The sequence below is a fragment of the Motilimonas thetidivivens genome (assembly GCF_046452435.1).
Classification (GTDB): domain Bacteria; phylum Pseudomonadota; class Gammaproteobacteria; order Enterobacterales; family CBDFNC01; genus Motilimonas.
On the sequence record NZ_JBKFDK010000001.1, the window covers coordinates 229,187 to 253,911 of the forward strand.

Annotated in this window: 22 protein-coding genes; 6 read left to right on the forward strand and 16 right to left on the reverse strand. The window is 45.2% G+C overall.

Annotation, left to right across the window (positions count from 1 at the left end; translation table 11 throughout):
* The 3 genes from ACK8OT_RS01120 to ACK8OT_RS01130 form a co-directional block, all read right to left on the reverse strand.
* A complete protein-coding gene (locus ACK8OT_RS01120) occupies window positions 1-975 on the reverse strand; it encodes an ABC transporter permease (RefSeq protein ID WP_410194670.1) in 975 nt (324 codons plus the stop codon).
* Between the two features lie 145 nt (window positions 976-1,120).
* The gene (locus ACK8OT_RS01125) at window positions 1,121-2,677 is read right to left on the reverse strand and encodes an ABC transporter substrate-binding protein (RefSeq protein WP_410194671.1); all 1,557 of its coding nucleotides are present in this window, start codon (window positions 2,675-2,677) and stop codon (window positions 1,121-1,123) included.
* Between the two features lie 241 nt (window positions 2,678-2,918).
* On the reverse strand, window positions 2,919-4,637 hold the full coding sequence (locus tag ACK8OT_RS01130; RefSeq protein WP_410194672.1) for a dipeptide ABC transporter ATP-binding protein: 1,719 nt from the start codon (window positions 4,635-4,637) through the stop codon (window positions 2,919-2,921).
* A gap of 519 nt (window positions 4,638-5,156) precedes the next feature.
* On the opposite strand from ACK8OT_RS01130, the gene ACK8OT_RS01135 reads away from it, so the two are divergent.
* Together ACK8OT_RS01135 and ACK8OT_RS01140 are read left to right on the forward strand one after the other, a co-directional pair.
* Window positions 5,157-6,233, forward strand: a complete 1,077-nt coding sequence (locus ACK8OT_RS01135; RefSeq protein WP_410194673.1) for a peptidase M42 — start codon at window positions 5,157-5,159, stop codon at window positions 6,231-6,233.
* A complete protein-coding gene (locus tag ACK8OT_RS01140; RefSeq protein ID WP_410194674.1) occupies window positions 6,230-7,081 on the forward strand; it encodes a PA4780 family RIO1-like protein kinase in 852 nt (283 codons plus the stop codon). Before ACK8OT_RS01135 ends, ACK8OT_RS01140 begins: the two co-directional genes overlap by 4 nt.
* 1 nt (window position 7,082) lies before the next feature.
* Here ACK8OT_RS01140 and ACK8OT_RS01145 read toward each other — a convergent pair whose 3' ends face one another.
* The 7 genes from ACK8OT_RS01145 to cspD form a co-directional block, all read right to left on the reverse strand.
* A complete protein-coding gene (locus ACK8OT_RS01145) occupies window positions 7,083-8,216 on the reverse strand; it encodes a JmjC domain-containing protein (RefSeq protein ID WP_410194675.1) in 1,134 nt (377 codons plus the stop codon).
* A 94-nt stretch (window positions 8,217-8,310) separates the two neighbouring features.
* Window positions 8,311-9,678, reverse strand: coding sequence for an adenylosuccinate lyase (gene purB, locus ACK8OT_RS01150; protein ID WP_410194676.1), 1,368 nt, complete (start codon window positions 9,676-9,678; stop codon window positions 8,311-8,313).
* Between the two features lie 55 nt (window positions 9,679-9,733).
* A complete protein-coding gene (hflD, locus tag ACK8OT_RS01155; RefSeq protein ID WP_410194677.1) occupies window positions 9,734-10,357 on the reverse strand; it encodes a high frequency lysogenization protein HflD in 624 nt (207 codons plus the stop codon).
* Entirely contained in the window at window positions 10,350-11,471 is a 1,122-nt protein-coding gene (gene mnmA, locus ACK8OT_RS01160) for a tRNA 2-thiouridine(34) synthase MnmA (protein ID WP_410194678.1), read from the reverse strand. The genes hflD and mnmA overlap by 8 nt, the downstream gene beginning before the upstream one ends.
* Before the next feature lie 142 nt (window positions 11,472-11,613).
* Window positions 11,614-12,072, reverse strand: coding sequence for an NUDIX hydrolase (locus tag ACK8OT_RS01165; protein WP_410194679.1), 459 nt, complete (start codon window positions 12,070-12,072; stop codon window positions 11,614-11,616).
* Window positions 12,065-12,631 carry a pseudouridine synthase gene (locus ACK8OT_RS01170; protein WP_410194680.1) on the reverse strand — a complete coding sequence of 189 codons (567 nt, stop codon included), beginning with the start codon at window positions 12,629-12,631 and terminating at the stop codon, window positions 12,065-12,067. The genes ACK8OT_RS01165 and ACK8OT_RS01170 overlap by 8 nt, the downstream gene beginning before the upstream one ends.
* A 298-nt stretch (window positions 12,632-12,929) precedes the next feature.
* A complete protein-coding gene (cspD, locus tag ACK8OT_RS01175) occupies window positions 12,930-13,142 on the reverse strand; it encodes a cold shock domain-containing protein CspD (RefSeq protein ID WP_233073133.1) in 213 nt (70 codons plus the stop codon).
* Between the two features lie 218 nt (window positions 13,143-13,360).
* Here cspD and clpS point away from each other — a divergent pair, with 218 nt between their 5' ends.
* Together clpS and clpA are read left to right on the forward strand one after the other, a co-directional pair.
* Window positions 13,361-13,678: an ATP-dependent Clp protease adapter ClpS gene (gene clpS, locus ACK8OT_RS01180; RefSeq protein WP_410194681.1), complete on the forward strand. Its 318-nt coding sequence runs from the start codon at window positions 13,361-13,363 to the stop codon at window positions 13,676-13,678.
* Between the two features lie 44 nt (window positions 13,679-13,722).
* Window positions 13,723-15,981 carry an ATP-dependent Clp protease ATP-binding subunit ClpA gene (gene clpA / locus ACK8OT_RS01185; protein ID WP_410194682.1) on the forward strand — a complete coding sequence of 753 codons (2,259 nt, stop codon included), beginning with the start codon at window positions 13,723-13,725 and terminating at the stop codon, window positions 15,979-15,981.
* Window positions 15,982-16,064: 83 nt separating this feature from the next.
* On the opposite strand, the gene infA is transcribed toward clpA, so the two are convergent.
* The 6 genes from infA to ald form a co-directional block, all read right to left on the reverse strand.
* Window positions 16,065-16,283 carry a translation initiation factor IF-1 gene (gene infA, locus ACK8OT_RS01190; protein WP_119910160.1) on the reverse strand — a complete coding sequence of 73 codons (219 nt, stop codon included), beginning with the start codon at window positions 16,281-16,283 and terminating at the stop codon, window positions 16,065-16,067.
* 85 nt (window positions 16,284-16,368) lie between these two features.
* Window positions 16,369-17,097: an arginyltransferase gene (locus tag ACK8OT_RS01195; protein ID WP_410194683.1), complete on the reverse strand. Its 729-nt coding sequence runs from the start codon at window positions 17,095-17,097 to the stop codon at window positions 16,369-16,371.
* Window positions 17,061-17,750 carry a leucyl/phenylalanyl-tRNA--protein transferase gene (aat, locus tag ACK8OT_RS01200; RefSeq protein WP_410194684.1) on the reverse strand — a complete coding sequence of 230 codons (690 nt, stop codon included), beginning with the start codon at window positions 17,748-17,750 and terminating at the stop codon, window positions 17,061-17,063. Before aat ends, ACK8OT_RS01195 begins: the two co-directional genes overlap by 37 nt.
* Window positions 17,751-17,836: 86 nt before the next feature.
* A complete protein-coding gene (locus ACK8OT_RS01205) occupies window positions 17,837-19,099 on the reverse strand; it encodes a diguanylate cyclase (protein ID WP_410194685.1) in 1,263 nt (420 codons plus the stop codon).
* Window positions 19,100-19,112: 13 nt separating this feature from the next.
* On the reverse strand, window positions 19,113-20,069 hold the full coding sequence (gene trxB / locus ACK8OT_RS01210; protein WP_410194686.1) for a thioredoxin-disulfide reductase: 957 nt from the start codon (window positions 20,067-20,069) through the stop codon (window positions 19,113-19,115).
* A gap of 190 nt (window positions 20,070-20,259) precedes the next feature.
* The gene (ald, locus tag ACK8OT_RS01215) at window positions 20,260-21,378 is read right to left on the reverse strand and encodes an alanine dehydrogenase (RefSeq protein WP_410194687.1); all 1,119 of its coding nucleotides are present in this window, start codon (window positions 21,376-21,378) and stop codon (window positions 20,260-20,262) included.
* 154 nt (window positions 21,379-21,532) lie between these two features.
* Here ald and lrp point away from each other — a divergent pair, with 154 nt between their 5' ends.
* Both lrp and ACK8OT_RS01225 read left to right on the forward strand, forming a co-directional pair.
* Window positions 21,533-22,027 carry a leucine-responsive transcriptional regulator Lrp gene (lrp, locus tag ACK8OT_RS01220; RefSeq protein ID WP_410194688.1) on the forward strand — a complete coding sequence of 165 codons (495 nt, stop codon included), beginning with the start codon at window positions 21,533-21,535 and terminating at the stop codon, window positions 22,025-22,027.
* Window positions 22,028-22,103: 76 nt separating this feature from the next.
* On the forward strand, window positions 22,104-24,725 hold the full coding sequence (locus ACK8OT_RS01225) for a DNA translocase FtsK (RefSeq protein WP_410194689.1): 2,622 nt from the start codon (window positions 22,104-22,106) through the stop codon (window positions 24,723-24,725).

A 24,725-nucleotide genomic window follows, 5' to 3' on the forward strand; every position in this document is an offset into this window, starting at 1 on the left:
TTAGCCCTTTGCCGTTAAGTTCACAGTGGGATTAATCAATCCGTAAAGTAAGTCCACCACGGTATTGGTGATAACGAAGATCAGACCAACAACGATAACGTAAGCGGTGATCACCGGGGTGTCGGTGCGCTGGATGGAATCAAGGAATAAAAATCCCGTACCCGGCCATTGAAACACCTTTTCCGTTAAGATGGTGTAGGCCACCATGGTACCAATTTGTACCCCGCCCACGGTTAATACCGGCAATAAGGTATTTTTTAAGGCGTGAACATACCAGACGCGGCGCTGTGGTAAGCCTTTGGCATAAGCAAACTTAACGTATTCTGAGCTTAGCTGCTCTATCATTTCGCTGCGTACCAAGCGAATAAACAGCGGCAACATGATGGAAGCAAGGGCAAAGGCAGGCAAAATTAAATGCGACAAGCCATCTAAGGTGAAAAAGCCAGACTCCCAACCTAGCCAGTTTGCTGTCTCGCCACGGCCATAGGCAGGTAACCAACCAAGCTCAATCGAGAAAACATACATTAATAGAATGGCCGTTAAAAAGACGGGAATTGAGATGCCGATACTGGATATTGCCATCACCAGTTTACTAAACCAATGTTTGGGGTTGATGGCGCAGTAAACCCCCAAGGGGATTGATAACCCGATAATGATCAAGGTAGCGGCAAACACCAGCTCTAAGGTGGCAACCAGTCGGTCCAAGATCACCTCAAGGGCGGGGCGGTTAAAGGTGTAGGAAGTACCAAAATCGCCCTGTACGGCATTAATTAAGAATCGCTTATACTGCACAAAAAACGGGTCATTTAAGCCCATTTCGGTACGCATTTTTTGCCGCTCTGCTTCAGAAACAGATTGGCCCGTCAGTTCACGCAGGGGATCGCCAAGGTTATCCTTAACCGCGAAGGCCACCAAGCTAATCACCAGCATCACTAGGGTGGCTTGCACTAACCTTTTCATTAAAAAGGTAAACATATAACTTCCTAACAACTATTTAAAACCATCACGCGAAAGATGAAGCATAGATGCTTGATGGTTTAGAAAAGAAACAACTCAGGGGGCTAGCGATGTAGCCCCAACCTACTATCACTAAGCCCAGATATTGGGCTTAGTACAGGTTTTATTCAGCGACGACAAGGTCACCAAGGTAAGGAAACTCCATCACGTTGATAACAGGTTTCATGTCGAGTTTTTTATTGGCACCCCAAGATAGGTTTTGCCAGTGTAGTGGTACAAACGCGGCTTCATTATAAAGGATGGTTTCTACCTCTTTTAACATGGCCGTGCGTTTTGCCGTGTCGGTTTCAACGTTCGCGTCATTAACTAGCTTGTCGACCTTAGGATTTGAGTAGTAACCACAGTTGTATTGTCCCATACCGGTTTTTTCATCACGGGTCATGGTTAAAAACTCGGTGAAGTTAGCACTGTCTTCGGTGTCTGAGTGCCAGCCAATCATCAACATATCTGCCGCACATTTATCAAACTCAGGCCAGTACTGCGCTTTAGGCATGGTTTTTAGATCAACCTTAATACCGATTTTAGCCAGCATAGATGCCGCAGCTTGGGCAATTTTGGCATCATTAATGTAGCGATCACTTGGTGCTATCATCGACAGTTTAAAGCCGTTCTCGTAGCCTGCTTCTTTCATTAACTGTTTGGCACGTTTTAGATCGTAGCGCACTTCCAGTTCAGGAGCATGCCCTAGGTAGCCTTGCGGACTTTGCTGAGAAGCAACGGTGGCAAAGTCTTTCATGATTTTTTTCACTATGCCTTCATTGTTGATGGCGTGAACGATGGCTTGACGAACGCGCACATCTTGTAATGCTGGGTTGCTCTTTTGGTTCATCTGGAAGGTAATGATACGTGTGCCTGGTAGGGTAACCAGCTCTAACTTGTTGTTTTCTTGTACGCGCTTATGGTCATTAGGTGCGACCGGTGAAATCATATCGACATCGCCAGAGAGCAGCGCCGCAACACGTGTGGCATCTTCTTTAATTGCCACTAAGGTCAGGTTGTCAACATTACCCGGCGATTGCTTATCCCAGTAACCATTAAAGCGTTCAAATTCCCATTTGATGCCTTGCTCACGGCTTTTAACTTTAAACGGGCCGGTGCCTGACATGTTATTTGACGCAAAGGTGTTGCCAAATTTAATGATGGCGGATTTGTCTTTGTTGTTTTCATCAACGCCAGAGTAAAACTTTGAGTCCATCGCAAAGATATAGGTTGCCATAGGCAGTAGTAATGGATAGGGCTCAGTAGTGACCAGATCTATGGTGTAGTCATCAATCACCTTGGCACTGGCAAAGGCTTCAAATAGGCCTTTGTAGTCGGTGCTGGTTTTAAGTCTGTCTAAAGTCCATGCGATATCATTAGCGGTAAAATCATTACCTGAGTGGAACTTAACCCCTTTGCGTAGGGTAAAGCGTACGGTTAAGGGATCGATACGCTCCCATTTTTCGGCGAGGCGACCTTCAAATTGCAGATCTTGGGTCCAGCGCACCAGCGGGTCAAAAGTCATGTGCGATAACTGCATCATGCCGCCCGATAGCTGTTCGTGGATATCCATCGAGATAGGATCTGATGGGTAGGCGATGGTGATGTCTGCTGCTGCAGCATTAAATGCGAAACCGGCCGCCAGTAGCGCCCCTGCAATTTTTGTCAATCCGTATTTCATTGTACGCTCCAATGTTGTTGTCTTTGCATTGTGTATTTCAATATCGCTATATTGCGATTTGTAACTTGTCTTTGCTTAAGGTCAGCAAGCCTGTCCTTAAGCGGATTTGATGTTTGCTGTACTTATTGTCAATCCGTATTTCTTTGTTCGCTTTAACGTTGTTGTTGTCTTTGCATTGTGTATTTCAATATCGCTATGTTGCGATTTGTAACTTGTGTTTGCATTGTGCAATTAATCATCGCTATTTTGCGATTTGTAAATTTTGGGTACTGAATGCCGCAAACGACGGCATTAAGCTGATTAGATTTTTACTGTATTGATGCTGCGGTGCCGTGAATATTTGTTCACTGTCCCCGACCTCTACTAACTGGCCATGCTTCATCACGCCGACGCGATCGCACATTTGTCTGATCACAGGTAAGTCATGACTAATAAACAGCATAGTGAGGTTTAGCTCGTCTTGTAGATCTTTGAGTAAGTTTAAAATTTGCGCCTGAACCGAGACGTCAAGTGCCGAGGTCGGTTCATCACAGATCAATAAGCGCGGCCTAGTAGCCAGCGCCCTGGCGATAGAAATACGTTGGCGCTGGCCACCGGAAAACTCGTGTGGGTATTTCAAACCCGCTTTGCGGCCTAAGCCGACGTGATCTAATAGATCCGATACGATTTGATCGACCTGATGTTTCTCGGCAAGACGATGAAAGCGGATCGGCTCGGCGATAATGTCGGCTACTTTCATCCTTGGGTTCATTGAGGTGTAAGGGTTTTGAAACACCATCTGCATTTGTCTGCGCAGCGGTCTTCTGGCTTGCTCATTTTTGAGCTGAGTCAGATCAACGCCTTCGAAGGTAATACGGCCCGACTGGGGAGTATATAAACCGGCGATGGCGCGGGCGATGGTCGACTTGCCACTGCCACTTTCACCCACTAAGCCAAAGGTTTCACCTTCAATTATTTCAAATGAAACATTATTCGATGCCTGCACATATTCACGTCGGCTGGCAAAGATAGAGTCTTTGGTGGTAAAGCGCAGGTTTACGTTTTCGACTTTGAGCAGCGGGCCTTGATATTGTTTTTGATCTTGAGATTGCCCCAGCCAGTGGTTAGCGATATCCAGTTGATGTATTTCTTCGGCGGCTTCAATGTAATTGACCAAAGGAAAGCGCACCAACTTGAGATCGCTGCGCGGCACGGCGGAGATCAAACTTTTGGTGTATTCATGATTGGGAGAGCCCAACACTTGTTCGGTGCTGCCCATTTCAACTAACTGACCGCGATACATCACCGCTACTTTGTCGGTCACGCTGGCCACTACGCCCATATCATGGGTGACTAACATGCAGCCCACTTGACGCTCTTTACACAGTTTTTTAATCAATTCTAGGATTTGATCTTGAATCGACACATCAAGGGCAGTGGTTGGCTCATCGGCGATGATTAATTCTGGCTCACAAATCAAGGCAATGGCGATGACTACGCGCTGGCGCATGCCGCCGGAAAACTGATGAGGGTATTGTTTGATACGCAATTCTGGCTCTGGGATACCCACGGCTGCCAGCATATCAAGGGCGCGCTGATAGGCTTGCTCGCGCGTCACATCCAAATTAGCTAGCACGGTTTCAACCATTTGTTGCTCAATGGTGAACAAGCTATTGAGGGAGGTCATGGGATCTTGAAAGATAAAACCTATCTTAGAGCCACGTACTTGGCGCATTTGTTCGCGTGACAAACCGGAAATTTTATTGCCATTGAGAAACACCTCACCTTGAGCTATTACCCCAGGCGGACTCAGTAAGTCAATAATGGCATTACCTATGGTGGACTTACCCGCACCTGACTCACCCACAATCCCCACAATTTCACCCGCATTGATGCTGAGGGATAAATCGTTAACGGCAATCATGACGCCATGGCGCGATGGATATTCAATTTGCAAATGCTGCACTTCGAGAAGTGACATATTCTTATCTTGAGTCAAGCCTAAGTCCTTTGTTGTTGTCTAATTGCTAAAAAACAGTCAATAGCCCTACTGGCAGCAGATAAACTTAATCCTAATGAAATAATATGTAAAGCTAGCCTGTCACATATTTGCGGCATAAAAACCTAATTTAAATGTATAAAAAGTCGAATATGTTAATTTTTTCTGCTTTTTTCGTGTCTATTTATGCAGTTAATTATGCTGATATCTGCGAATGCCTATTCTTTTTTGTAGCGTAAATATTTGCCTTTATGCTTAATGGTTTCATGTTTTCACCTTTTGTCATAATTTTGCTGGTATTTATATCTGCAATATAGTCAATATTTAGTGTGAAAATCTTCATCTGGTTTATTTTTCGTGTTTTGATTCTATTTTCTGATTTGTTAATTCCTTATGATTTTGATGAACCACTGCATTTTTTTATATTTTGCGAGATATGCATGGTGTATAAGTGAGTTTAGCTCTATTGTGCGAGCATATAGTTAAAAATGGAGAACCCCATTGAGCCAGTTTCAAGATTTTTTTGATTTATTACGCGTGCTGGTGCGTCAACCTAGCGTCGTTGGTGCCGAGCATTCTTTTTTTCGCGTGTTACAACGTGAACTGGAGGAGCGTGGTGCTAAGGTCACTTGGTACGAAGGTCTGTTGGTTGCACAAGGCTCACAACCCGATAGTGTGATGTTTTCGGCTCATATCGATCGTCATGGTTTGGTGTGTACCGGTCCTAATGAATTTCAATATGCCGCGTTTGTAACGGGTCGTCGTTCTGATTTGCTGGGTAATTCGGTTTCTGAAAAGCTAATGACTAAAATAGTGGATCGCTTTCGCCACATACCTGTAATGGCTTATGAGCCTTGGTCCGGCTCGTATCGTGGCTCAGGAATAATTAATGATGCCCATATTTGCGAATTTCGTAACAACTTAATCTTTGAAGTGGCGGGTTTGGAGCATCTTGTTGCCGGAACGCCGGTTGCTTTTACCGATAGCCTAAAGACCAAAGATGATATGTTGACAGGCCAGCTTGATAACGTGATGACCGCGGCCGCTTTGGTTTATTTGTTTGAACTGGGCTTCCAAGGCACGGCCTTTTTTACTGCCGAAGAAGAATCGGGTAGTAGCTGGCGTTATTTATTGGAATGGTTTCGCCGTTTTAATGGTGCAACGGATAAATTGATCGTGGTGGATACCAGTCCATTTCCTAATCGGGAAAGCCTTGAACATCAACAGGTTGTGCTGCGCCGACGCGATGCCAACGCCAGCTTTAATGATGAATTGACCGATAAACTGGAAAACTTATGTAAAGAGGCCGGCATTAGTTATGTGTTTAAGGATGCCTACATCGAGCAGCAAAATGTCCAAGCATTGGCTGAAGGTCGTGAGCCTGCTTCTTTAGGCAGTACCGAGCTAGGCCGGATCACCGCGGCATCTAATGGCTTTGTTCAGGGGACGACCTTACAAGTCCCGACCATGGGTTATCACACCATGGAAGAATCCGCTTTACTCAGTGCGAGCGATGCATTTTTGACTTTGTTGATCCAACTTGCAGGCGTTGTGCCTAAGGAGCAACAATTATCATGAAGATCCCAGCTCAGCTTGTTTCCTTAGTTGAAGACGGTGTAATCGATGAAGTAGTGAGCCAATTAATGAGCGGTAAAGAAGCCGCCGTTTACGTGGTTCGCTGTGGTGATCAATTGCGCTGCGCCAAGGTTTATAAAGAGGCCGCTAAGCGCAGTTTTAAACAAGCAGCACAATATCGTGAAGGGCGCAATGTGCGCAACAGTCGCCGCGCTCGGGCGATGGCTAAAGGATCGCAATTTGGCCGCAGTGAGCAAGAAAAAATTTGGCAAAACGCTGAGATAGACGCCCTGTATGCGTTGCAGCAAGCCGGAGTGCGAGTTCCTGAGCCTTATGGCTGTTTTGACGGTGTGTTGTTAATGGAGTTAGTTTGCGAAGAAGATGGCAGTGTCGCATCACGACTTAACGATGTCACTATGTCGCCAGAGCAGGCAATTGAAGATCATCAAGTCATGCTGCAATACATTCAAAAAATGCTTTGCATCGGTATCGTTCATGGCGACTTATCTGAATTCAATGTGCTGGTGGATGACTATGGTCCAGTGATCATCGACTTACCCCAAGCTGTGAATGCCGCAGCCAATAATAATGCCAAGTGGATGTTTGAGCGCGATGTTAACAACATGCGTGCTTATTATGGCCAGTTTGCTCCGGCGCTACTTAGCTCGCAATACGCCAAAGAAATGTGGGCCTTATATATCGCCGGTGATCTTACACCTGAGACACCGCTAACGGGGATGTTTAAAGAGCCTGAACAAGCGGCAAATATTTCTGCGGTACTGGATGAAATTTTTGCCGCGCAACTGGAAGCCGAAACGCGTCAGTTACGCGCAGAGCAGGAGTTTGATTAACTTACAGTAAATAGAGATAGCCCGCATTAAACCAATCTAATAGGACTTGATGGTGTGGGCTCTTTAATATTTTTTGTATGATCATTTGGTTACAACCAGCTGAGGTTAGCTGTTGGTAATCACTGTAGGCTGGCGCAGGGATAGTAAAGGTTTCACCATTCACAAATACCGTGTTAGGCAGTCCCGCTAAATAGAGAAACTTAAGTCCAGCCACTTTTTCTGCGTATTCTCCGTCTTCCAATGCCGCCAATAAATCGTGTTGTTGCCATTGCTGCTCTTGCTCTAGGGCTAAAATATCGATTTCATGGTTTGAGCTGGAAAAATGCTGACCGAGAAAAGGTAATAAAAACTCGGGTTGCTGCACTAAGTCGGCAAGTAATTGACCCAGTTTGTTGGTCTCATGGCGTGAAATTTCGCCGTAATGGTTGTCACTGGTCAACTCAGGATCGCTATAGCGTTGAAAGCTTATCTGCTGCTGTAATATATGATCGGTAAAATCGTTGAGTAATTCTTTTTGATCGGGAGCGCGAAAGCCAACCGAATAATTAAGTGCGTGTTCAACGGCGTAGCCTTCGTGAGGGCAGCCTGGTGGAATGTAAAGGATATCACCAGGCTCCATTACCACATCAATACATGCGCTAAACGGGCCGCAATGACGCAGCGCTTGCCCCGAGGTAAACTCGGTTAGCGTTTGTTGCTCACCTACACGCCAATGACGCTTACCTTGGCCTTGGATAATAAATACACAGTATTGGTCAATGTGAGGCCCGACGCCGCCTTCTGGGGTGGAATAACTGATCATTAAATCGTCAAACCGCCAATTGGGAATAAAGTTAAACAACTCAACGAGATCCGCGCTGGCTGGGTGCCAATGATTGACCGCTTGGTTAAGTAGGGTCGCGCCATTTTTAGTCAGGGGACTAAAGTCGCTAAAGGGACCACATGACGCCTGCCACTCGTCCTCATTTCGCAGCACCATGCGCGATTGCACTTCGTTTTCCATTGCCAAACCGGCCATTTCTTCGGGGCTAATGGGGTCGCTGAAATTGGCAATGCCTTTTTTAATAAACAAAGGTTTACGTTGCCAATAGGTGGTTAAAAAGTGAGTAATATCAAGTTGCAGTTGCATCGACATAATGAAATCTATTCGGAGCGAGTTAGAAAAAAGCCGCAACCAGCAGGACTTATCGCCAATGCGGGTTACGGCTTAGGCTATTTATCAATTAAGATTATAGCTGATCGGTTAGTTTAACCGCGATACCAATGTAATTTGCTGGTGTGAGCTGTTTTAGCTCAGCTTTAACTGATTCAGGCAATTCCAGAGTATCAATGAAATCTGCAATGCCTTGTGCATCAACACGCTTACCACGTGTTAGCTCTTTTAGTTTTTCGTATGGCTTCTCAATGCCGTAACGACGCATCACGGTTTGGATAGGCTCAGCCAATACTTCCCAGTTGTTGTTGAGATCGTCTGCTAGGTTTTTCTCGTTTGCTTCTAGCTTGCTGATACCTTTTAGGCTAGCTTCGTAAGCGATGACTGAGTAACCAATCGCAACACCTAGGTTACGTAATACGGTTGAGTCGGTTAGGTCACGCTGCCAACGAGAAACAGGTAGTTTCGCCGCTAGGTGATCAAAGATCGCGTTTGCTAGGCCTAAGTTACCTTCCGAGTTTTCAAAGTCGATTGGGTTTACTTTGTGCGGCATGGTAGAAGAGCCAATTTCACCCGCGATGGTTTTTTGTTTAAAGTGACCTAAACAGATGTAACCCCAGATGTCGCGGTCGAAGTCGAGCAAGATGGTGTTAAAACGGGCGATAGCATCAAAGAATTCCGCGATGTAATCGTGCGGCTCAATTTGAGTGGTGTATGGGTTAAAGGTTAGCCCTAGGCCGGTCACAAACTCCTGCGCAAACTGCTCCCAGTTTACTTCAGGGTAAGCACTTAGGTGAGCGTTGTAGTTACCCACAGCGCCGTTGGTTTTACCTAGAAATTCAACCGCTTTGATTTGCTTAACTTGGCGCTCTAAACGTGCTACCACGTTGGCCATTTCTTTACCTAGGGTAGTCGGTGACGCAGGCTGACCATGGGTACGAGAAAGCATAGGGGTGTCACGGTATGTTTGCGCTAAACCACGGATGGCTTGCACAATTTTGTCACAATATGGCAATACGACTTGCTCACGTGCTTCGGTAAGCATTAAACCGTGAGACGTGTTGTTGATGTCTTCTGAGGTACAAGCAAAGTGAATAAACTCAGAAACGGCTTCTAGCTCTGCGTTTTGCGCTACTTTTTCTTTTAAGAAGTACTCAACCGCTTTAACGTCATGGTTGGTCGTCGCTTCGATAGTTTTAACGCGCAATGCATCTTGCTCAGAGAAATTAGCCACTATGCTATCAAGTAGGGCATTGGCTTGTTCGCTAAATGCTGGTACTTCTTCGATACCTTGGGTAGCAGCTAATTTTTGTAACCAGCGAACTTCTACCTGCACTCGGTATTTAATTAAACCAAACTCACTGAAAATTGAGCGTAAAAGTGCAGTTTTACTGCCGTAACGGCCATCGACCGGAGAGACAGCCGTTAGTGCTGAAAGTTCCATTGCTTACTCCTGTGTGCAAATGTCAGTCAAGCTGACAGGATTGTTATGTTTACAATTAAATTTTGGCTAAATTGATTTTCGCTTGTTCGACCATTTTCTTGCGTGAGAAAATAATGTGACGGCGTTTACCCCCCACCTGACGCCACAGCACGCAGCTGCGGATCCCCGTTAACAACAGGGCGCGTATGGTTTGTTGTACACGAGGTTGACGCAGTTGATCTGGGCTGCCTTGAACTTGGATCCTTGGACCTAATGGGCTAATGATGTCACTGTAAATATCAGCAAGGTTGCCTAGCACTTGTTCATCGGTCAGAGCAAAATGCGCGGTTTGACGTTTTACTTGATTAATACGCTCGGCTAACGCGTTCATGGCATCATGACGTTTGGCGAGTTTCTTTTCTAATGCAAGTAGGCCAATCACGTAGCGAGTGATAGCGATATTTTTTGGATCGGCTTGTTTGTCGAGCTGCTCGATTAACACCTTAAAACCACGCTCTAGATTAGCCAGTTCACCATACACAGCTAAGGTTGAACTGGGATCGGTCTCTAATAGAGCATTGAGGGTTTGGCCGAGTTCATCTTGGCGACATTGGCCAGTTCGAGCGACTTCTTCAACCAAAGATGCCGCTTGCCAAATGCCGGCAAATGCGAGGGTGCGTTCGGTTAATTCTTTACTCATGGTGATTTGGTTTCTCACGATATTGGTGATCAATGACAGCGCCGCCAAGGCAAACTTCGTCAAGATAAAACACAGCAGATTGTCCCGGTGTCACGGCCTTTTCAGGCTGGTCAAAAATTACCGCTAAACTATCTGGGCCGGTTTGGGTCACGACACAAGGGACGTCATGTTGGCGATAACGGGTTTTCACCGTACATTTCAATGGTGCTGTTAACGGTCGACGATTGACCCAGTGGACTTGGGTGGCATCAAAGCCATAGGAAAATAGCGCAGGGTGGTTTGCACCTTGGCCCACCACTAGTACATTGCGCTTAAGATCTTTCTCGACCACATACCAAGGCTCACCGCTGCCGTCTTGAAGTCCGCCAATGTGTAAGCCTTTACGTTGGCCTAAGGTGTGATACATCAACCCTTGATGTTGGCCGATGACTTCGCCTTCATAGGTTTCGATATTGCCCGGCTGCGCAGGTAAATACTGCTGTAGAAAGTCGGTAAATTTACGCTCTCCGATAAAACAAATGCCGGTGCTGTCTTTTTTATTGTGGGTGACTAAGCCTTGTTGTTCGGCTATTTCGCGCACGCGCGGTTTTTCAATGTTACCAACGGGAAACAGGGTTTTACCCACTTGCTCCGCACTTAGGGTATACAAGAAGTAGCTTTGATCTTTGTTGTTATCAAGGCCTCGTAGCATTTGCCACTCGCCATCAACACAGCGATTACGCACGTAGTGGCCCATCGCAATATAATCAGCGCCTAGCTCTTCACAAGTAAATTCGAGAAAGGCCTTAAACTTGATTTCTTTGTTACAGAGAATATCAGGGTTAGGGGTGCGTCCTGCCTTGTATTCGGCAAGGAAGTGTTCAAATACGTTATCCCAATATTCTGCGGCAAAATTGATGGTGTGAAGGTGGATGCCTAATTTGTCACAAACGGCTTGGGCATCTTTTAAGTCTTCGGCTGCGGCGCAGTATTCTTCGTTGTCGTCTTCTTCCCAGTTTTTCATGAACAAACCTTCCACTTGGTAGCCTTGTTCAAGTAGTAAATACGCAGAAACGGAAGAATCGACACCGCCGGACATGCCTACGATCACTTTAGTTTGACTATTGTCTGTCATATTAATTTATTCTCTGGGCAAAAACGGGCGTGATTCTAGCAGAATTTAGCGGCCTAAAACAGCTTTGTGAGTTAGACCACAGTTATTTCTTTATCGCCCTAGATTGGCAGAGTAAATTAAACAGTTTTCGCTAAACCTGTTGCTAAACCGTGGCGAGGGGAAAATGCTTAATTAAAGACAAATCACCTTGTTGGCCAGCAACATAATCCTCTATTACTTCCAGTACTAATGCGCTGCGTAATTTTGTTTGTTGTTGTTTTAGCTCATCTAAGGTTAGCCAGTGACAGTTGATGATATCGGCATCCTGTGGTTTACAAGCGGGAGGAGCCTGCTCAAATTGATAATAAAAGCAAAACCTAAGGTAGGTAACTTGATTAACCGGGCTGGTAAATAAATAGCTGCCGATAAAACCTTGGGGTTCGATTTCAAGCCCGGTTTCTTCTTTTACCTCACGTTTCACTGCGCTGATCAGTGATTCATTTGCTTCAAGGTGGCCTGCCGGTTGGTTGAATACAATCCTGCCATGGTCTTGCTCTTCAACAACTAAGTATTTTTGCTTGTATTGGATCACACAAGCCACGGTGACATGGGGGCTAAACATTCGTTGCAATCTCCTGATATTGTCCTGATGCAATGTTATCAAGTGTCCAGTTGCCAACACGATAGCGAATTAACCGCAATGTTGGGTGGCCGATATGGGCAGTCATTCTTCTTACTTGCCGGTTACGGCCTTCACGAATTGAAAAACTAAGCCAAGTAGTGGGGATGTTTTTGCGCTCTCGAATGGGCGGGGTACGCGGCCAAATGCTGGGCTCTGCCATGATGTCCACCTCGGCCGGCAAGGTCATGCCGTCTTTTAACTCGACGCCTTGGCGTAGCTGCTCAAGTGCGGCCTCGGTGGGCTCACCTTCAACCTGAACCCAATAGGTTTTACTGGTGTTGGCTTTGGGAGAGGTAATTTGGGCTTGTAGCTTGCCATTATTGGTTAACACAAGCAGGCCTTCACTGTCTCTATCCAAGCGTCCAGCGGCATAGACATCGGGAATGTCTATGAAATCTTTTAACGTTGCCCGATTGGCATCATCGGAAAATTGGCTTAGCACATCAAAGGGCTTATTAAATAAAATAACCCGCGTTTTGCCGGTGTGACGTTTGGGCATGCGTTGATTAGATTTAGATTGATTAGACTTAGATAGGTGACTTCGGTTTGAATTTGCTTTTCCTCTTGCTTTGGCCGCAGCCTTGTTTGAGGAGGTTCGAAATTTGGAATGACTTGGCGCAGCCTTCATGGACTATATTTTCTCGCAGCAAATGTTTAGGTGGAATAATATCAGACTCGACATGATTAAAAAGTGAAAACATGAGCTGGGTTGATTTTGCCGTGGCTGCATTTCTGAGACAAACAGCGTAAAATAAAAAGCAGGTTAATGGGGTTAACCTGCTTTATGTTGATAAACCTTATTTTTGCTCTAGCGGGCAAATTTCGGTGGCGTGTGAGCCTTTAGGACCTGAGTGCGTTTCGAACTGCACTTGTTGTCCTGCTTTGAGTGTGCGATAGCCTTCCATTTGTATGGTTGAATAATGAGCAAAAATGTCCTCACCGCCTTCTTCAGCACAAATGAAACCAAAACCTTTTGCGTTGTTGAACCATTTAACCGTACCGGTTGCCATACTTCTGCATCCTTATTGTTGATTGAAATTAACCCGAAAAATTTGTCAGTTACGTCGTCTTGATATCAACGTATAATGATAAATATCATCAATAAGTCAATTTAGTAAATATTCTCGCAGAGTCAAGGTATTCGATGAAAACATTAGGCTTGTTTGTGACATACATCGTGACAAAAAACTATTTAGCATTCGGCCAGCAGAGATACTAGTATTTTAATATGAGTAAATTAAACGAACCTAACTACGATAATCAGTTACTTGACGACGTTAAAACCAAAATACAGCCACCGTCGTTATATAAGGTAATATTGAACAATGACGATTACACACCGATGGATTTTGTGATAGAAGTGTTACAACGGTTTTTTAATGCTGACATTGAGAAGGCCACACAAATCATGTTGAGCGTTCATCACCAAGGAAAGGGAATTTGTGGCATATATACTGCAGAGATTGCAGAAACAAAAGTAGTTCAAGTCAACACCTATGCACGAGACAATGAACATCCTTTGTTGTGCACTATGGAAAAGGATTGATTTTAACGTTTGTCTTAACGTCGTAGTATTTTTGGGAGTGTCATATGTTAAACAAAGAGCTAGAGCACACACTTAACGACGCGTTTAAAAGAGCTAGATTAAACCGCCACGAATTTATGACGGTGGAGCATTTGTTACTCGCTTTATTAGACAACCCTTCGGCCAGTGAAGCATTTAAAGCATGCAATGCAGATATAGATGCATTACGCAAAGAAATTACCGAATTTATTGAACAAACCACGCCGCTGATCCCGGTCGATGATATTGACCGAGAAACGCAGCCAACCTTAGGCTTCCAGCGTGTGTTGCAGCGTGCGGTGTTTCACGTGCAGTCTTCAGGCAACACCGAGGTGTCTGGCGCTAATGTGTTGGTTGCCATTTTTAGTGAGCAAGAGTCTCAGGCGGTTTACTTTTTGAAAAAAGCCGACATGTCTCGACTTGATGTGGTTAATTACTTGTCTCACGGCATCCGTAAAAACGAAAACGACGAACATAACTCTGGCCCAGATTCTTCTATCATGGATGACGGCGAAGAGGGCAGTGTCAAACTTGAAAACTATGCTACTAATCTAAACCAACTTGTGTTGGAAGGGCGAATCGACCCCTTGATTGGCCGTGATGAAGAGTTAAATCGCTGTATTCAAGTACTGTGCCGTCGCCGTAAAAATAACCCCTTGCTAGTGGGTGAGGCCGGGGTGGGTAAAACCGCCATTGCCGAGGGGCTTGCCTATCGCATTGTGCATGCTGAGGTGCCTGAGGTTATCGCGCAAAGTACTATCTATTCTCTGGATATGGGCGCGTTACTGGCGGGCACAAAATACCGCGGTGATTTTGAAAAACGCTTTAAAAATCTATTGAAACAAATAGAGAAAAAAGACAATGCCATCCTGTTCATTGATGAAATTCATACCATCATAGGCGCGGGGGCGGCGTCAGGTGGCCAGATGGATGCAGCCAACTTAATTAAACCACTTTTAAGCAATGGCCTATTGCGTTGTATTGGCTCTACGACCTACCAAGAATATAACCAAATTTTTGAAAAGGATCGGGCATTAGCACGACGTTTCCAAAAAATTGATATTGTTGAGCCTTCAGTGGATGACACAACCCGTATCTTGATGGGGCTGAAACCGCGTTACGAGCAACATCATGATGTGCGTTATACGGCTAAGGCGCTGCGCGCAGCAGCCGAATTAAGTGCGAAATACATCAATGAACGTCACTTACCCGATAAAGCCATCGATGTTATCGACGAAGCGGGTGCGAGCGTGCGTTTGTTACCCGCCAGTAAACGCCGTAAAACGATTAATGTCAGTGATATTGAAGCCATCGTGTCTAAAATGGCGCGGATCCCGAAAAAATCCGTATCGGCCTCCGATAAGGACATCTTGAAGAATCTATCGCGTAATTTGAAGATGGTGGTATTTGGTCAAGATCAAGCCATAGAAGCTCTTACCGATGCGATCAGGCTAAGCCGCTCAGGTTTAGGTAATGAGGTGAAGCCGGTTGGCTCCTTCTTGTTTGCAGGCCCCACAGGAGTCGGTAAGACCGAGGTGACCCAGCAAATAGCTAAGGTGATGGGCGTTGAGCTAATTCGCTTTGATATGTCTGAATACATGGAGCGCCACGCCGTGTCACGCTTAATTGGTGCACCTCCAGGTTATGTTGGATATGACCAAGGCGGCATGCTAACCGATGCGGTGATCAAACACCCTCACAGTGTGGTGCTACTTGATGAGATTGAAAAAGCCCATTCTGATGTGTTTAACCTGCTGTTGCAGGTGATGGACCATGGCACTTTAACCGATAACAATGGCCGCAAGGCAGATTTCAGAAATGTGATCTTAGTGATGACAACCAATGCGGGTGTTAAAGAGACGGTGCGCAATAGCATCGGCTTTAAAGCACAAGATCAAAGCTATGATGCGTTTGATGAAATAAACCGAACCTTCTCACCCGAGTTTAGAAACCGCTTGGATAACATAATTTGGTTCAACCACTTGGATATGGAAGTGATCTATCAAGTGGTAGACAAGTTTATTGTGGAATTACAAGCCCAGCTTGATAATAAAGGCGTCTCTTTAATTGTCGAGCAAGAAGCAAGAGAATGGTTAGCAAATAAAGGCTATGACAAAGCGATGGGCGCAAGACCGATGTCGCGAGTGATCCAAGAGCATTTGAAAAAGCCATTAGCTAACGAAATTCTGTTTGGTGGATTAACTTCTGGCGGTGATGTGGTGGTAACGCTTAAAGATGACGAGCTGAAATTTAATTTTTCAGAAGTCGGTGAGCCAGTAGCATAAATGATGTGATTGAGTAAGGTGGCATTGCTGCCTTATTCTTGACCAAAAAAAACCAGCGTTTGCTGGTTTTTTTTTGGCGAAGATTATCTTGCGCGGAACACAATGCGTCCTTTGGATAAATCATAAGGTGTTAAAGCAACAGTCACCTTATCTCCAGTTAAAATACGGATGTAGTTTTTACGCATTTTTCCAGAAATATGTGCTGTTACAACATGACCATTTTCTAGCTCTACACGAAACATGGTATTTGGTAATGTGTCTAACACAGTTCCCTGCATTTCAATATTGTCTTCTTTCGCCATCGAATCCTCGGTTTGCAATTTAAGCTATTTTTTGACCGCCGAATAATGCCAGATTTGATGTGAAGGGTAAAGCAGCGTAGTGAATTTAATTCGTGAAAATCTGCCATTCACCTCGGATCAGGCGCTGATGTGGACGAAATCGGGTCTTGTAATTCATCTTACGGCATTGATCAACTTGATAGCCTAAGTATAACCATGGCAGGCTGAGGCTTTGTGCATATTGAATTTGCTGCAAAATAGCAAAGGTGCCCAAGGAGCGGGCTTCATAGTCGGGATCGTAAAAAGTATACATGGCACTTAAGCTGGCGCTACCCACGTCGGAAACGGCAACGGCGATCAGCTTAGTTTGATGGTATATCTCGATAAAATGCGGGCTTAACCAAGGCGACAAAATAAAATGTTGGTATTGTTCAAGATTAGCGGGATACATCGAGCCTTGCTGATGCTTGTTGTTAATATAAGCTTGATAAAGGTTAAAGTACTCGGGTTTGTCACGTTGACTAATTTGTATGGTTAAATCGGCATTTTTTTTCAAAATGCGCTTTTGGCTGTGACTTAGGTTGATCTCGTTGACAGCTAATCGAATCGACTGACAGGCTTGACATTGAGGGCAGTGTGGTCGATAGATATCTTTGCCACTGCGACGAAAGCCGAGACTGAGTAAGCGTTCATAATCGCTGCTGTTGAACATGCCGGGATCCATCATCACTAGCAATTGTTCTTTTTTTTCAGGGAGGTAGCTGCAGGGGTGCTCTGGGGTGAGCCCCACTTTAAGGATCACTTCCTGTTGAGGTGTATGTTTTGATTTATCCAACAGTCTGCTCCTATTGTTTGTTGACATAAGTTAGCGGCTTGCGCCAAAAAATCAACGCGAGGTTGTGACCTTACCCCTAGGGTGGTTAAGTGAGGATTCGGAATTTGTGCATCAATAAGTGCGCCGCCATGTTGCTCAAAATGTTGGCACAGGGCAATGAAAGCAATCTTAGATGCATTAGTAACACGGTGAAACATCGACTCCCCACAAAACAGTTTGCCTAGCCCAATCCCGTATATTCCTCCGACTAATTGCCCATGCTGCCACACTTCAACAGAATGGGCATGGCCCAAACGATGCAACTCGCCATATGCTTGTTGCATTTCATCGGTGATCCAAGTGCCCGTATCGCTACGCTCATTAGCGCAGGCGGCTATTACCTGATTAAAGGCAAGATTAACGCTAATTTCAAATTCATGCTGATTGATGATGCGTTTCATGGTGCGGCCAATGTGAACTTGATGTGGCGCAATGGTGGCGCGAGTACTGGGGCTCCACCACATAATCGGCTCGCCTTGGCTAAACCAAGGAAAAATACCCTGGCGATAAGCGCTGAGCAATCGCTCAGGGCTAAGGTCGCCGCCAACAGCAAGCAAGCCATCGGGGTCGACTAAAGCTTGGCTAGGGGCAGGGAAGGCCTGATTTTGGGACATTAAATAAGTGAGCACAATAAATAAAACCTGATAATTGCAAGTGCTGCAAAGGATGTTTAAGCGATGGTAAACAAACTTAAAGCAAACTAAAAATTTGCATCACTGTCATTGTAAACCCGATTTCGACCATCATTTTTGGCTTCGTATAGTAACTTGTCGGCGCGATTGATTTGCGAGTCAAGGGAGTCGCCAACAAAGTTACTGACCCCAAAACTGGCGGTGACCCAAATCTCATGTTCGCCTGCCGTGATCGGGCTTTGTGCCAGCCGCTCACGGAATTTATTTAGACGATAGCTCGCCTGTTCATTGTCTGTTTCTTTCATCAAGATACAGAACTCCTCGCCACCTAAACGTGCAACTAGGGATTTGGGAAAGCAAGTGGCTAGCATGGACGCAAAATGTTTTAACACTATGTCTCCAGCTTCGTGGCCATAAGTGTCATTGACTTCTTTGAAGTGGTCTATGTCCATAATTGTCACAGCAAGGCTTATATGACCTTGTTTAGCCATGGCATGGATTTCACTGCCGTAATTAAACAAATACCGGCGGTTATAGAGTTTAGTCATGTAGTCGCGGTTAGCCGCATCTTGGATTTCGGCGATCAGCTCCATATGATCTAGTGTTTGATTGACGCGACAATATAGCTCTTCATGAATAAAAGGTTTGGTTAGAAAATCATTGGCACCATGCTTGATAAAGCGCGCCGAGAGCGATGTATCATCGGTGGACGATAAGCCGATAATAGCGAGCTGGTTTTTATCATATTGCTTGCGCAACTGTTGTACCAATTGAAATCCATCCACATTCGGCATGTTGTAATCGGTTAGCAGCAATTTAATATTGGGGTGCTGATTGAGGACTTCTAATGCGTGTTGGCCATCGTTAGCTGTGTGTACTTGAAATAAATGCTGTTTAAGCAAACCTTCGAGGTAGCCTCGTGCGACCGCAGAATCCTCCACCACTAACACTTCAATCAACTGATTTTTGTGTAATCGTTGCAATAAACTAATGGCGTAATTAAACGAATAGGTACTGTCTTTGATGACATAGTCGACTACGCCCATATTGAGCAGTTTACTGCGCATGGTTTCGTTGTAGTCACCCGTTAAAACGATAGACGGAATTTGATGGGCTAGGGTATAGGCGACGGCCTCACCAGAAGCGGCATCGGGTAGGTTTAAATCGACCACGGCAGCAAAATACGCATCACTGCCGTGCTCTTTAATCAAAGCACGGCATTGCGCCATGCTTTCAGCTGAATCGACCGGGACGTTAAGTTTATTTTTAATCACTTGCAATAAGATATTTCTAACCGTAGAGCTATCTTCAATCACCAGTATTTTCTTCATCCCGACCTCATTTTTATTTTGTTATATTATCAAGATAGCGCTCAGCGTCCAATGCTGCCATACAACCACTGCCTGCTGAGGTAATTGCTTGACGATAAATGTGATCGGCAACATCGCCCGCCGCAAAGACACCTTCAACACTGGTTTGGGTGGCATTGCCTTGAGTACCAGATTGGATAGTTAAGTAACCATCTTTCATCTCAAGTTGGCCTTTGAAAATATCGGTGTTTGGACTATGACCAATGGCAACAAACACACCCATTACATCAAGGTTTTCAGTTGCATCCGATAGGGTATCTTTAAGGCGCATGCCGGTTACACCCATGTCATCACCTAATACTTCATCTAAGGTGCGATTGGTATGCAGGGTAATATTGCCGTTAGCGACTTTGTCCATTAAACGGTCAAGTAGTATTTTTTCTGAGCGGAACGTTTCACGGCGATGAACTAGGTGAACTTCTGAGGCAATGTTTGATAAGTATAGTGCTTCTTCAACTGCCGTATTACCGCCACCAATGACCGCTACTTTTTGATTACGATAGAAAAAGCCGTCACAGGTTGCACAGGCAGAAACGCCACGGCCTTTGAACGCTTCTTCTGAAGGTAAGCCCAAGTAGCGTGCCGAAGCGCCTGTAGCAATAATTAATGCATCACAGGTATATACACCGCTGTCACCCGTTAGCGTAAATGGGCGGTTTTGCACATCGACCGTGTGAATATGGTCAAAAATAATTTCAGTTTCGAAACGCTCAGCGTGCTCTTTCATGCGATCCATCAAGGCAGGGCCTGTCAGGCCATGAGCATCACCCGGCCAGTTTTCAACTTCGGTGGTGGTGGTTAACTGACCACCTTGCTGCATCCCTGTCACTAGCACGGGATTTAAATTGGCTCGTGCAGCGTAAACAGCGGCAGTATATCCGGCTGGACCGGAGCCTAAAATTAGTAATTTACAGTGTTTTGGTTCGCTCATTTCTAGTCTCTTCTGATAATGCTTGGCCAGATTGTATGGAAATATTGATATGGGGTAAAGCGGCGATCGGATGGCTTAGAAGAAAATTCGGTGACTGAGCTAAAAGGTTAGATTTAGCCCAGTTCTACAGAATATATTGTTATAATTTATAATTAAAAAAGCTGAAAATATTAGTCTGATTTGAGCTTTTTTATAAATTCAACACCTCTTTTGGCGCTATCCAAGGTTTATTTTGGCTAATTGCTACACCTTGATTGGTTAGTTGGCCTTGATAGACATTTAATCCGGCGAGCAGTCCAGCGTCTTGTGCCATGGCCTGTTTCACTCCCAAAGATGCAAGTTTAATCACGTATGGCAGGGTGGCATGATTAAGGGCAAAGGTGGCCGTTCGGGCTACCGCGCCGGGCATGTTCGCGACGCAGTAATGCACTACTTCATCGATAATAAAAATAGGGTCTTCATGACTGGTTGGGCGAGAGGTTTCACAGCAACCGCCTTGGTCGATGGCGACGTCAACAATGACAGAGCCCGTTTTCATTTGTTTTAACATGGCGCGGGTGATCAGTTTCGGAGCTGCTGCGCCGGGCAAGAGTACGGCGGTGACGACTAAATCTGCGGCTAGTACGCATTGCTGCAAATTTTCAGCATTAGAATACAGGGTGGTGATGGTATTGCCATAGTGTTGGTCAAGCGCTGCTAACACATTGATATTTTTATCTAATATAGTGACGTTTGCGCCCATTCCTACGGCGATTTTTAATGCGTTTTGACCTACTTTACCGCCGCCTATGATAACCACGTTCGCGGGCGCAACCCCAGGTACGCCAGCGAGTAACAGGCCGCGGCCGCCCCAAGATTTCTCCAATGCCATGGCTCCCGCTTGAATTGACATTCTGCCGGCGACTTCAGACATGGGGGCGAGTAATGGTAAGCCGCCATTTTTATCAGTAACAGTTTCATATGCTATACATGTTGCCTGACTCTTGATAAGATCCTCAGTTTGAAGCAGATCAGGCGCTAAATGTAAATAGGTAAAAAGCACATGTTCAGGGGTTAGCAATGCGCGCTCTTGAGCGAGTGGTTCTTTTACCTTGACTATCATCTCAGATTTTGAGAATAGTGCACTGGCACTGGGCAAAATTTTAGCACCAGCTGCTTCAAACTCGGTATCGGTGAGATCGATGCCTGCACCGGCGTTTGTTTCTACATAAACAGTGTGACCTAACTGAACCAGTTCTTTTACACTGGAAGGAACTAAGCCAACGCGGTATTCGTGATTTTTGATTTCTTTTGGTACACCAATGATCATAATTCACCTCATAGATACAACATGTTGAAAAAAACAGGTATAAAAATAATAGGCTATCACGCTAGTGTAGGCGTAAATTTACTGCTTATGCACCTATAATAATATTTAATGCGTGATATTATTTTGCTGGGATGTAATTGAATGGAATATAATAATGATGGAAGTAAATACTAGACCGCTTAAAGACCTTGACCGTATCGATCGCAATATTCTTAACGAATTGCAAAAAGATGGTCGTATTTCAAATGTTGAGCTCTCAAAACGCGTTGGCTTAAGCCCAACACCTTGCCTAGAACGTGTACGTCGTCTTGAACGCCAAGGCTACATTAAAGGTTACACGGCGATCCTGAATCCACTTTACCTTGATGCATCACTGCTGGTATTTGTTGAGATCACCCTAAATCGCGGCGCACCTGATGTATTTGAACAATTTAATGGTGCGGTTCAAGAGCTAGAAGAAATTCAAGAATGTCACCTTGTGTCTGGTGATTTCGATTACTTACTAAAAACACGCGTATGTGACATGTCTGCGTACCGTAAATTACTTGGTGAAACCTTATTGCGTTTACCCGGTGTAAATGACACACGCACTTACGTGGTCATGGAAGAAGTGAAGCAGTCTAATTCTTTAGTGATAAAGACCCGCTAAGCTTTACCTTAGCAATGAAATAGATACAATAAAGAGCGGCTTAGAGCCGCTTTTTTTTTCTTATCAGGCGTTTGAAATGAACAAGGAACTTAGCTTGAACCAAGCAAAACCTATGTCTTCGTTATCGGGTATGGCTCGTATTCTGGAAGTGAGCCTTGTGATCTGCCATGCCTTTGCCATTTTCATGATGTTGGCATTGATTACTTTTCATCCCTCCGATCCGAGTTGGACGCAAACAGCTTGGGAAGGGGAAATACACAATTCAGCAGGGGCCGCAGGTGCTTGGCTTGCGGATATCTTGTTATTTGCCTTCGGTATTGCTGCTTATCTGATGCCGTTTGTTACGGTTGCTTTGGCTTGGTTACTTTTCTGGAAACCGAAAGGGCTGCTATCTTTGGATTATTTAGCGCTGGGTTTGCGTATCATTGGCTTTATTTTCATCGTACTTGGGGTTACGGCTCTAGCTGCGTTGAATTTTGATGATATCTATTACTTTTCCAGTGGCGGGGTAGTGGGTGATATCTTATCTAAAGCCATGGTAAGTTATTTCGGCCTACTTGGCTCTACCTTGATTTTACTCTGTTTCATTGCCACCGGCTTTACCTTGTTTACCGGTATTTCGCTGCTGATGTTTATTGATAAACTGGGTGAATACTCTATTCATGCTAGCCGCGCGTTGATAAATTTACCTACCACGTGGCGCAATTATCAAAGCGAACGCGCTGCAAAAAAGAATCAGCAGGATGGCGATTCGGTGCTGTTTGCCAAGGAGTTGCCGAAAAAATCAGCCGAAGCAGTTAATCCTAACGATCCTCCTTTGCCAAGTTTAGATAAAATCTTACCTGAATTTGAATCCGCCATGGCGGCAGACAGTCAAGGTCGCATTGAGCCTAATCCCATTACACCTATTGTAAACAATGACCCGAAAAACGAGCCTGAGTTTAGCGCCGGATCTCGAGATCTAACCACTAGTGCGGTTGCGGCTAATTCGCCGCGAGAGCCTAAAAGTCTTGATGCTGATGAATTAACTATGCCTTGGATGCCCGATCCTGACGAGGATGATTTTCCGGCCATATTTGCCGATGAAAGCCTCGAGTCGAGCAAGCCTCAAAGCACGCCAGTGCTGGCTAAACAAAGTGGTCAAGACCCTGCTTTAGCCGATGCGGTCGCGCAATTGCAGCAAAAGAAAGCCATGATAGCGAATTTGGCGCCGCTGCCTTCGATTGATTTACTCGATCGTCCAAACAAAGCTCAAAATCCGATTACCCAAGAAGATATTGAGCAGGTTTCACGTTTAGTGGAAGCTAAGCTACTCGATTTTAATGTGCAAGCTAAGGTGATGGAAGTTTACCCTGGGCCTGTGATCACTCAATTTCAACTTGAGTTAGCACCAGGTATCAAGGTCAGCAAGATCACCGGATTAGCAAAAGACCTAGCGCGTGCACTCTCGGCCATGAGTGTGCGAGTTGTTGAAGTGATCCCCAACAAAACCTACATAGGTATTGAACTACCCAATAAATACCGAGAAACGGTGTACTTAAGAGAAGTATTGGACTGCCCTCAATTTGTAGAAAATTCTTCGCCGTTAACCATGGTGCTAGGCAGTGATATCGCGGGTAAACCTGTGGTGGTTGACTTGGCGAAAATGCCACACTTATTGGTTGCGGGAACGACGGGCTCAGGTAAATCGGTTGGTGTTAACTGTATGATAGTAAGCCTGTTGTACAAGTCCTCACCAGAAGATGTTCGCATGATCATGATTGACCCTAAAATGTTGGAGCTTTCAGTTTATGAGGGCATTCCTCACCTTCTAGCTGAAGTTGTAACCGACATGAAAGATGCCGCTAATGCGCTGCGTTGGTGTGTTGGTGAAATGGAGCGACGTTATAAATTGATGTCGGCCGTTGGTGTGCGTAATCTAAAAGGTTATAACGCTAAGGTCAAAGCGGCCATCGATTCAGGTAACCCTATGGTTGACCCACTTTGGAAGCCCGGTGACAGCATGGACGAAATGGCGCCCGAGCTGACTAAGCTGCCTAGTATTGTGGTGGTGGTTGATGAATTTGCCGACATGATGATGATAGTGGGCAAAAAAGTGGAAGAGCTGATCGCACGTATAGCACAAAAAGCGCGTGCAGCCGGTATTCACCTCATTCTTGCCACCCAGCGCCCATCGGTAGATGTGATTACAGGCTTAATTAAAGCCAACGTACCTACTCGAATGGCTTTCCAAGTGTCGAGTAAAATTGACTCGCGTACCATTTTAGATCAGCAAGGCGCAGAATCCTTACTCGGTATGGGTGATATGTTGTATCTGCCACCGGGCACATCGGTGCCGGAGCGGGTGCATGGCGCATTTGTCGATGATCATGAAGTACATAAAGTGGTAGCCGACTGGAAATTACGTGGTGAGCCTAATTACATTGATGATATTCTATCGGGCGACACTACGCCGGAGAACATGCTGCCAGGTGAAGTAGCAGAAGCGGATGATGACGTTGATGCGCTGTATGACGAAGCGGTTGCTTTTGTCACCGAAACGCGTCGAGGCTCTGTTTCTGGAGTGCAACGTAAATTTAAAATTGGTTATAACCGGGCAGCACGTATTGTTGAGCAAATGGAGCAACAAGGCATTGTTAGTGCACCCGGACATAACGGTAATCGTGAAGTGTTAGCGCCACCCCCACCAAGGAATTAA

Bases quoted from the DNA above. Each gene is read 5' to 3' on its own strand.
- ACK8OT_RS01120 (WP_410194670.1), bottom strand. From the start codon at position 975: ATGTTTACCTTTTTAATGAAAAGGTTAGTGCAAGCCACCCTAGTGATG.
- ACK8OT_RS01125 (WP_410194671.1), bottom strand. From the start codon at position 2,677: ATGAAATACGGATTGACAAAAATTGCAGGGGCGCTACTGGCGGCCGGT.
- ACK8OT_RS01130 (WP_410194672.1), bottom strand. From the start codon at position 4,637: ATGTCACTTCTCGAAGTGCAGCATTTGCAAATTGAATATCCATCGCGC.
- ACK8OT_RS01140 (WP_410194674.1), top strand. From the start codon at position 6,230: ATGAAGATCCCAGCTCAGCTTGTTTCCTTAGTTGAAGACGGTGTAATC.
- ACK8OT_RS01145 (WP_410194675.1), bottom strand. From the start codon at position 8,216: ATGTCGATGCAACTGCAACTTGATATTACTCACTTTTTAACCACCTAT.
- purB (WP_410194676.1), bottom strand. From the start codon at position 9,678: ATGGAACTTTCAGCACTAACGGCTGTCTCTCCGGTCGATGGCCGTTAC.
- hflD (WP_410194677.1), bottom strand. From the start codon at position 10,357: ATGAGTAAAGAATTAACCGAACGCACCCTCGCATTTGCCGGCATTTGG.
- mnmA (WP_410194678.1), bottom strand. From the start codon at position 11,471: ATGACAGACAATAGTCAAACTAAAGTGATCGTAGGCATGTCCGGCGGT.
- ACK8OT_RS01165 (WP_410194679.1), bottom strand. From the start codon at position 12,072: ATGTTTAGCCCCCATGTCACCGTGGCTTGTGTGATCCAATACAAGCAA.
- ACK8OT_RS01170 (WP_410194680.1), bottom strand. From the start codon at position 12,631: ATGCCCAAACGTCACACCGGCAAAACGCGGGTTATTTTATTTAATAAG.
- cspD (WP_233073133.1), bottom strand. From the start codon at position 13,142: ATGGCAACCGGTACGGTTAAATGGTTCAACAACGCAAAAGGTTTTGGT.
- clpS (WP_410194681.1), top strand. From the start codon at position 13,361: ATGAGTAAATTAAACGAACCTAACTACGATAATCAGTTACTTGACGAC.
- clpA (WP_410194682.1), top strand. From the start codon at position 13,723: ATGTTAAACAAAGAGCTAGAGCACACACTTAACGACGCGTTTAAAAGA.
- infA (WP_119910160.1), bottom strand. From the start codon at position 16,283: ATGGCGAAAGAAGACAATATTGAAATGCAGGGAACTGTGTTAGACACA.
- aat (WP_410194684.1), bottom strand. From the start codon at position 17,750: ATGTCCCAAAATCAGGCCTTCCCTGCCCCTAGCCAAGCTTTAGTCGAC.
- ACK8OT_RS01205 (WP_410194685.1), bottom strand. From the start codon at position 19,099: ATGAAGAAAATACTGGTGATTGAAGATAGCTCTACGGTTAGAAATATC.
- trxB (WP_410194686.1), bottom strand. From the start codon at position 20,069: ATGAGCGAACCAAAACACTGTAAATTACTAATTTTAGGCTCCGGTCCA.
- ald (WP_410194687.1), bottom strand. From the start codon at position 21,378: ATGATCATTGGTGTACCAAAAGAAATCAAAAATCACGAATACCGCGTT.
- lrp (WP_410194688.1), top strand. From the start codon at position 21,533: ATGATGGAAGTAAATACTAGACCGCTTAAAGACCTTGACCGTATCGAT.
- ACK8OT_RS01225 (WP_410194689.1), top strand. From the start codon at position 22,104: ATGAACAAGGAACTTAGCTTGAACCAAGCAAAACCTATGTCTTCGTTA.